Source organism: Streptomyces sp. NPDC090994 (assembly GCF_044768905.1).
Lineage (GTDB): Bacteria > Actinomycetota > Actinomycetes > Streptomycetales > Streptomycetaceae > Streptomyces.
This window is the reverse complement of the sequence record NZ_JBIVWS010000032.1, coordinates 59,689-67,118: the sequence shown is the minus strand read 5'-3', so window position 1 is coordinate 67,118 and position 7,430 is coordinate 59,689. Positions and strand designations below refer to the sequence as shown.

The 7,430-nt window shown below is 71.1% G+C and carries 7 protein-coding genes and 1 pseudogene; 3 read left to right on the top strand and 5 right to left on the bottom strand.

The annotated features are described in order from the left end of the window. A partial coding sequence (locus ACIQR3_RS35450; protein WP_403545319.1) for a hypothetical protein occupies positions 1-318 on the bottom strand: 318 nt, incomplete at its 3' end. A gap of 159 nt (positions 319-477) precedes the next feature. After that, the gene (locus ACIQR3_RS35445; RefSeq protein ID WP_403545318.1) at positions 478-1,077 is read right to left on the bottom strand and encodes a class I SAM-dependent methyltransferase; all 600 of its coding nucleotides are present in this window, start codon (positions 1,075-1,077) and stop codon (positions 478-480) included. 143 nt (positions 1,078-1,220) lie between these two features. Between ACIQR3_RS35445 and ACIQR3_RS35440 the strand changes: the two are divergent. Next, positions 1,221-1,733 (top strand): annotated as a pseudogene (locus ACIQR3_RS35440) (GTP-binding protein); the annotation flags it as partial. A gap of 42 nt (positions 1,734-1,775) precedes the next feature. Here ACIQR3_RS35440 and ACIQR3_RS35435 read toward each other — a convergent pair. Continuing rightward, positions 1,776-2,204, bottom strand: coding sequence for a PPOX class F420-dependent oxidoreductase (locus tag ACIQR3_RS35435; protein ID WP_403545316.1), 429 nt, complete (start codon positions 2,202-2,204; stop codon positions 1,776-1,778). A gap of 106 nt (positions 2,205-2,310) precedes the next feature. Between ACIQR3_RS35435 and ACIQR3_RS35430 the strand changes: the two genes are divergently transcribed. Both ACIQR3_RS35430 and ACIQR3_RS35425 read left to right on the top strand, forming a co-directional pair. Beyond that, on the top strand, positions 2,311-2,724 hold the full coding sequence (locus ACIQR3_RS35430; protein ID WP_403545315.1) for a roadblock/LC7 domain-containing protein: 414 nt from the start codon (positions 2,311-2,313) through the stop codon (positions 2,722-2,724). A gap of 138 nt (positions 2,725-2,862) precedes the next feature. Next, positions 2,863-3,981, top strand: a complete 1,119-nt coding sequence (locus ACIQR3_RS35425; protein WP_403545313.1) for a DUF6397 family protein — start codon at positions 2,863-2,865, stop codon at positions 3,979-3,981. A 19-nt stretch (positions 3,982-4,000) separates the two neighbouring features. On the opposite strand, the gene ACIQR3_RS35420 is transcribed toward ACIQR3_RS35425, so the two are convergent. Further along, the gene (locus tag ACIQR3_RS35420) at positions 4,001-4,876 is read right to left on the bottom strand and encodes an acyl-CoA thioesterase (RefSeq protein ID WP_403545312.1); all 876 of its coding nucleotides are present in this window, start codon (positions 4,874-4,876) and stop codon (positions 4,001-4,003) included. Between the two features lie 19 nt (positions 4,877-4,895). Then, positions 4,896-7,409: a DUF3516 domain-containing protein gene (locus ACIQR3_RS35415; protein WP_403545310.1), complete on the bottom strand. Its 2,514-nt coding sequence runs from the start codon at positions 7,407-7,409 to the stop codon at positions 4,896-4,898. Positions 7,410-7,430 lie beyond the last annotated feature (21 nt).

Genomic DNA, 7,430 nt, shown 5'->3' with positions numbered 1-7,430 from the left:
GTCAACACCCTTCCCCACCCCTCCGCGCTGCCGACCGCCGAGCCGCGCCCGGGCCCCGGGCCCGGGGGGGGCGGCGCGCGCGCGCGCGAGCGCGACGACGGCCCGGCACGCCAGCTCGTTCACCCCGAACGACAGCGCCTCCGGCGACACCCAGCCCGCCGCCTCGTCCATCCGCTCCTGGTCGTCGTCCACATGCGCCGACACATAAGCGGCAGCTGCCTCGAAGAGGTTGTGCCCGCGGCTGTCGCGTCCCGTCTTCCCGGCCGTGCTCAGCGCGCTGAGCAATCTGTCCCAGGTCTCGCGTGCCCTGCCGAACAAGTTGACCACCGTCCCCCTGTGCCGCCGCCATGACCGACCGTGCGTATCTCCCGGTACTCAACGTAGAGACGCCGCTTCCCCAGCAGAAGGGGGCGGACGCGGGCAGCCTGGACGCCGCCCGCCGGCGGCTCCGGGGGAGCGGCGGGAGCCGGGCCGTGGTCAGCTCTGGCGGACGGCCAGGGCGAGGAAGCGGGCGTCCTCGTCGACGTACGACGTCATGCGCCAGCCCGAAGCGGCCAGCAGAAGCCGGAGATTGGGCTCCGCGCGCAGGTCGTCCGGGGTGAGCCGACGGCCCTGCCGGGCAGCCAGCGCCGCCCGCCCGACCGGGTGGAAGAGGGCGAGTACGCCGTCCGATCGCACCACGCGTGCCAACTCGCGGAGATTCTCGCCCGGATCCGGCAGATGGGCGATGAGCCCCGCGGCGAACACGGCGTCGAGCGACCGTGATCTCAGCGGCAGTCTGGCGACGTCGGTCAGCAGCAGCCGCCCCTCCCGGTCCCGGCCGGCCCGCCGGGCAGCGTCCAACATGGCCGGGGTGAGATCGGCCCCGATCACCACCCCCGACGCGCCCACGGCCGCGCGCAGCGGTGTCAAGGCACGACCGGTGCCGCACCCGGCGTCGAGCACACGGTTTCCGCGGCGCAGGCCCAGCTCGGCGACCGCCGCGGCATAGGCGGGACCGTCGTCGGGGAAGCGGCTGTCCCAGTCGGCGGCGCGGGCGGTGAAGAACTCCTGGACGTGTGTGTGGTCGTCGCTCATGCTCCGCATGATCCCGTATGACCGGGGACGGCGCCGCAGCGCACACATGCGGGCACGGCGTAATCGTTGTGGTGTCTCTGCGGGGCACATCCCGGCACTTCCGGAACAGGGCCCGCGCACACGCCCGCACCGGGCAGACCGGACCGCTACGCATGGGGGAACCGCTCAGCGAAGCATGCCGTCCGATGGACCACACCGGGAGCGTTGCCCGGAAGGCCACCACGACCGTCACCATGGACTTCGGACGCAGTACCCTCCGGGCCGATCTCACCCTCCACCTGTTCGGCACACCGGGCCAGGACCGCTACTGGTCCCTGTGGGACGACCTGGCGGCGGGAGCCCTCGGCGCCGTGGCCCTCGCGGACACCCCGGCGACTGGCGGACTGCCTCCCGGCGGTCGACTTCTCCGAGCACCGGCGCATCCCGTTCGCGGTGGCGGGCAACGGGCTTCCCGGGCGCACGCCGGCACGGCACCCAGGACATCACGCACGCTTTCGACGCAGAGCAGGCGGGAATCGTCAGACAGGCCCTGGACCGGGGGCACGCCCGTCGTACTGTGCGACGCGCGCGAGCGTGCCTCGGTAAAAGAGGTGCTGATCCAACTCGTCGCGTACGCCGGGCAGATGCGCACCGCCCGGCTGCTCGCGGCTCGGTGAGCTGACCGAGGCCGCCACCCGGCCCCCGGCCCGGGCCCGGAGTCAGTCCGCCACGGCCTTCTGTGCCGAGACCTTGTCCACGGTCACCCGCACGAGCAGTTCACCGGGCACACCGTTACGGGCACCGAACTCCTCGGCGCGCCCCTCGCCCATGTAGCGGGCACCGATGCGGGCCGCCCAGTTACGCAGTTCGTCCGGCTCCTCCGAGATCCGGGCACGGCCCTGAAGCACGACGTAGTCGAACGGGGGCCGGTCGTCGTCCACGCACAGGGCGACCCGGCCGTCCCGGAGCAGATTGCGTCCCTTGACGGTTTCCTTGCCGGTGTTGAACACGATCTCGTCCCCGTCGAGCAGGAACCAGACCGGCGCCACATGCGGACTGCCGTCCGCGCGGACGGTGCAGAGTTTCATGGTGCGGGTGCCCTCCGAGACGAACGCCCGCCACTCCTCGTCGGTCATCTTCTGTGCCATGGCCCCATCCTGCTTGCCCGGAGCCCCACCGTGGGGAAGGCTGGCGGAGCAGACCCCCACGGCCAGGGGGAGACGACACACGGGGAGCACAGGGGGCGACGGGATCATGGCGCAGAACCAGAAACTCGGCTGGATGCTGGACGATCTGACCGAGCGCGTCGAACACGTGCGGCACGCGATGCTGCTGTCCAACGACGGCCTGGTGACAGGCGCCAGTACCGGCCTGCGGCGCGAGGACGCGGAACACCTCGCCGCCGTCTCCTCCGGACTGCACAGCCTGGCGAAGGGGTCGGGCCGTCACTTCGGTGCCGGACGGGTGCGGCAGACGATGGTCGAGTTCGACGACGCGGTCCTGTTCGTCACCGCGGCCGGCTCCGGCAGCTGCCTGTGCGTACTGAGCGGCGCGGAGGCCGACATCGGCCAGATCGCCTACGAGATGACCTTACTGGTGAACCGGGTCGGCGAGCACCTCCACGTCGACGCCCGGCACCCCGAGCGTACCTCTGCCATGGAGCCGTGACCTGCGGGTTCCGTGTCCCTGTGGAGCCTTCGGCGGAGTTATCCACAGCCCCCGACGGACAGCCGGACGGACGGCTACGGTTTTTCTCGGACGGGCGCACAGGGCGCGGTCCGCACACACTCCACGGGGGAGACGAGCATGTCCGGGAAGATCCTCACGCCACACGCGACGCCCACCGCCGACCACCCCGCCACGCGGGGCAACAGGCTCGCGGCCAGGCGGGCGGCGCGTGAACTCGGCCTGAAGCGAAGTGAGTTCGACATCGCGGTGGGCCTCGGCCGGGTCCGTGTCGTACCCGATGAAGGGGGAGGAGGACCGTGCGTCACCTGGGCCGAGATCGAACGGGTCCGTGCGCGGGAGGGCTTCCCCGAATCCCTGCGGGAGAGGGTGCGGACCGTGGGGACGACGGAGGGCGCGGCCCTCATGAAGGTGCCCACGTCCCGGTTCGCCCGCCTCGCGCGGCTGGGACTGCTGGTTCCCGTGAAGGTCTACGTCAACCGCTACGGTGCCGTCGTCTGGCTGTACCTCGCCGACGAACTACGGCAGTTCACGTCCGACGAGAACAACGCCGGTCTGCTGACCGGCCGTGCTCCCGAGCGGCTGCGGGAGCGGCTGAAGGACGGCCATGACCGGCGCCCGCGCAACTGGCGCCGTCGGCATCTGGGCTTCCTGCTCCGCAGGACCGACGATCCGTGGGCCCGGGCCGCGGCCGTGGCGTCGCTGCTCGACCCGGTCGAGATCGCGGCCGTCGTAGGGGACCCGCACGAGCGCTCGCACCTCCAGCGGCTCCGCCCGGCTCCGGTGATCCACGGCTCGCCCGGCTCGCCCACCGCCCGGCTCGCCGAGGAGATCATGACGGCCACCGACCCGGACGAGATCCACTGGCTCCGCGCGGAACTGGCCCATCTGGTCGGCACCGCACGAGAACACCGCACGGCAGCACCCCGGGCCACAGCCCACGCGGCAGTACCCCGCGCCACGACCCACCCGGCAGTATCCCGGCCCACAGCCCGCCCGGCGGCTCATCGAGCCCCGAGGGCGGCCGGACACCACCGCCCGCCCTCCGCCCTCACCGCGCCGTCCTCGGCGGCACAGTCCTCCAGCGCAGGGGGCATCGCTCCTCAGCACACCGCCACGCCGAGCACCGCCTGCCCGTCAGAGGTACGGCAGCCCCCGTCGCCCGCGCCAGAACGCCGCCGCGGCTTGCTGGGCCGCCTGCGACGCAGAAGCCCCGGGCCCACCCGGCTGGCCCGCTGAGTTCCGCCGCCGGACCGGACTACAGCGCCCGGAACAGCCCTTCCTGGACGACCGACACCAGGAGACGGCCTTCGGTGTCGTAGATCCGGCCGCGGGCCAGCCCGCGTCCCCCCGTGGCGATCGGGGACTCCTGGTCGTACAGGAACCACTCGTCCGCCCGGAAGGGACGGTGGAACCACATGGCGTGGTCCAGGGAGGCCATGTCGAAGCCCCGCGGCCCCCACAAGGGCTCCACCGGAATGCGTACGGCGTCCAGCAGGGTCATGTCGCTGGCGTAGGTCAGCGCGCAGGTGTGCACGAGCGGATCGTCACCGAGCGGTCCGACCGCCCGCATCCACACGGCGCTGCGCGGCTCGGCGTCCTGGACGTCCTCGGTCTTCCAGCGGAGCCGGTCGACGTAGCGGATGTCGAAGGGCTGCCGCCGCGCCATCCGCTCCAACTGCTCCGGCAGCGCCCCCAGATGCTCCCGGACCTCGTCAGCGACCGTCGGCAGCGACTCCGGGTCCGGCACCGCACGCGCCGGCGGCAGCTGATGTTCAAAACTTCCCTGCTCAGGCTTGTGAAAGGAGGCGGTGAGATTGAAGATCGTCCGCCCCTGCTGCACGGCTGTGACCCGGCGGGTCGTGAACGACCGCCCGTCCCGTACCCGTTCGACCTGGTACACGATCGGCACGCCCGGCCGGCCCGGCCGCAGGAAGTACGCGTGCAGCGAGTGCACCGGGCGGTCGCCCTCGGTGGTGCGGCCCGCGGCGACCAAGGCCTGGCCGGCCACCTGGCCGCCGAAAACCCGCTGCAGGGACTCCTGCGGGCTGCGGCCGCGGAAGATGTTGACCTCGATCTGCTCCAGGTCGAGCAGGTCGACCAGGCTGTCGGCCGGGTTGGGCGTGGGTGTCATGGGTGATGTTCTCCTGTGTTCACAACTGGCCGACGTCGGTGACGCGGACGACCGCGCGGCCCTCCGCGTCGGAGGCCACGAGGTCGACCTCCGCGCTGATCCCCCAGTCGTGGTCGCCGTTCGGATCATCGAAGATCTGCCGGACACGCCACAGCCGGTCCTGCGGCTCCTCCTGGATCACCAGCAGCTTCGGGCCGCGGGCGTCGGGACCGGTGCCGAGGTCGTCGTACTCGTCCCAGTACTTGTCCATGGCCTCGCCCCAGGCGTCGGCGTCCCACCCGGCGTCGCCGTCCAGCTCGCCCAGCTCGTCGACCTGGTCGAGCGCGGCCAGCTCCACCCGTCGGAACAGGGCGTTGCGGACGAGGACGCGGAAGGCGCGCGCGTTGGTGGTGACCGGCCGGACCTGGTCGGCCTTCTCCTGCGCTTCCTCGGCGGTCATCTCCGCGGGGTTGGCGAGCTGCTCCCACTCGTCGAGCAGGCTGGAGTCGACCTGGCGCACCATCTCGCCGAGCCACTCGATCAGATCCTGGAGGTCGTCGGACTTCAGGTCGTCGGGGACGGTGTGGTCCAGGGCCTTGTAGGCGCCGGCGAGGTAGCGCAGCACGATGCCCTCGGTCCGCGCCAGCTCGTAGTGGGAGGTCAGCTCGGTGAAGGACATCGCCCGCTCGTACATGTCCCGGATCACCGACTTCGGCGACAACGGGTGGTCCCCGACCCAGGGGTGGCTCCGGCGGTAGGTGTTGTACGCGTGGAAGAGCAGCTCCTCCAGCGGCTTCGGGTACGTGATCTCCTGGAGGCGCTCCATGCGCTCCTCGTACTCGACGCCGTCCGCCTTCATCGCGGCCACGGCCTCGCCGCGCGCCTTGTTCTGCTGGGCGGCGAGGATCTGCCGCGGGTCGTCCAGCGTGGACTCCACCACCGACACCATGTCCAGCGCGTACGACGGCGACTCGGGGTCGAGCAGTTCGAACGCGGCCAGGGCGAACGTGGACAGCGGCTGGTTGAGGGCGAAGTCCTGCTGGAGGTCGACCGTGAGGCGGACGATGCGGCCCTCGGCGTCCGGGGTGTCCAGCTTCTCGACGATGCCGCCGTCCAGCAGCGAGCGGTAGATGGCGATGGCCCGCCGGATGTGCCGCAACTGCTGCTTGCGCGGCTCGTGGTTGTCCTCCAGCAGACGGCGCATCGCCTCGAAGGCGTTGCCGGGCCGGGCGATCACCGACAGCAGCATGGTGTGCGTCACCCGGAAACGGGACGTCAGCGGTTCCGGCTCGGAGGCGATGAGCTTGTCGAAGGTCTGCTCGCTCCAGCCGACGAAGCCCTCGGGAGCCTTCTTGCGGACCACCTTGCGGCGCTTCTTCGGGTCGTCTCCCGCCTTGGCCAGGGCCTTCTCGTTCTCGACGACGTGCTCGGGCGCCTGCGCGACCACGAACCCCGCCGTGTCGAAGCCCGCGCGCCCGGCCCGTCCCGCGATCTGGTGGAACTCGCGGGCCCGCAGCGTCCGCACCCGGCTGCCGTCGTACTTGGTCAGAGCGGTGAACAGCACGGTCCGGATCGGCACGTTGACGCCGACGCCGAGCGTGTCCGTCCCGCAGATCACCTTCAGCAGCCCGGCCTGGGCGAGTTTCTCCACCAGACGCCGGTACTTCGGCAGCATGCCGGCGTGGTGCACACCGATGCCGTGCCGCACGTAGCGGGAGAGGTTGCGGCCGAACTTGGTGGTGAAGCGGAAGTTGCCGATCAGCTCGGCGATCTTGTCCTTCTCCTCGCGGGTGCACATGTTGATGCTCATCAGCGCCTGCGCCCGCTCCACGGCCTGCGCCTGCGTGAAGTGCACGATGTAGACGGGGGCCTGCTTGGCCGTCAGCAGGTCGGTGAGGGTCTCGGTGAGCGGGGTGTAGCGGAACTCGTAGGACAGGGGCACCGGGCGGGTCGCCGACCGGACGACCGATGTCGGGCGGCCGGTGCGCCGGGTCAGGTCCTTCTCGAAGAAGGAGACGTCGCCGAGCGTGGCGGACATCAGGACGAACTGGGCCTGCGGCAGTTCCAGCAGCGGGATCTGCCAGGCCCAGCCGCGGTCCCCTTCCGCGTAGAAGTGGAACTCGTCCATGACGACCTGGCCGATGTCCGCGTGCTTGCCGTCGCGCAGCGCGATCGACGCCAGCACCTCGGCGGTGCAGCAGATCACAGGAGCGTCGGCGTTCACGGAGGCGTCGCCGGTGAGCATGCCGACGTTCTCGGTGCCGAAGAGCTTGCACAGCTCGAAGAACTTCTCCGAGACCAGCGCCTTGATCGGCGCGGTGTAGAAAGTGACCTCGTCCCGGGCGAGGGCGGCGAAGTGTGCTCCCGCCGCGATCATGCTCTTGCCGGATCCGGTGGGGGTCGAGACGATCACGTTCGCCCCGGAGACCGCCTCGATCAGCGCCTCCTCCTGGTGAGGGTAGAGCGTGAGACCGCGCTCCTGGGCCCACGACTCGAAGGCTTCGTAGAGGGCGTCGGGGTCGGCGGTCGGCGGCAGGCGATCGATGAGGGTCACGCCACCATCTTGCCTGGCCCC

Excerpts from the sequence above, each read along its gene's own strand:
- ACIQR3_RS35425 (WP_403545313.1), top strand. The coding sequence starts at position 2,863 with ATGTCCGGGAAGATCCTCACGCCACACGCGACGCCCACCGCCGACCAC.
- ACIQR3_RS35445 (WP_403545318.1), bottom strand. The coding sequence starts at position 1,077 with ATGAGCGACGACCACACACACGTCCAGGAGTTCTTCACCGCCCGCGCC.
- ACIQR3_RS35420 (WP_403545312.1), bottom strand. The coding sequence starts at position 4,876 with ATGACACCCACGCCCAACCCGGCCGACAGCCTGGTCGACCTGCTCGAC.
- ACIQR3_RS35430 (WP_403545315.1), top strand. The coding sequence starts at position 2,311 with ATGGCGCAGAACCAGAAACTCGGCTGGATGCTGGACGATCTGACCGAG.
- ACIQR3_RS35435 (WP_403545316.1), bottom strand. The coding sequence starts at position 2,204 with ATGGCACAGAAGATGACCGACGAGGAGTGGCGGGCGTTCGTCTCGGAG.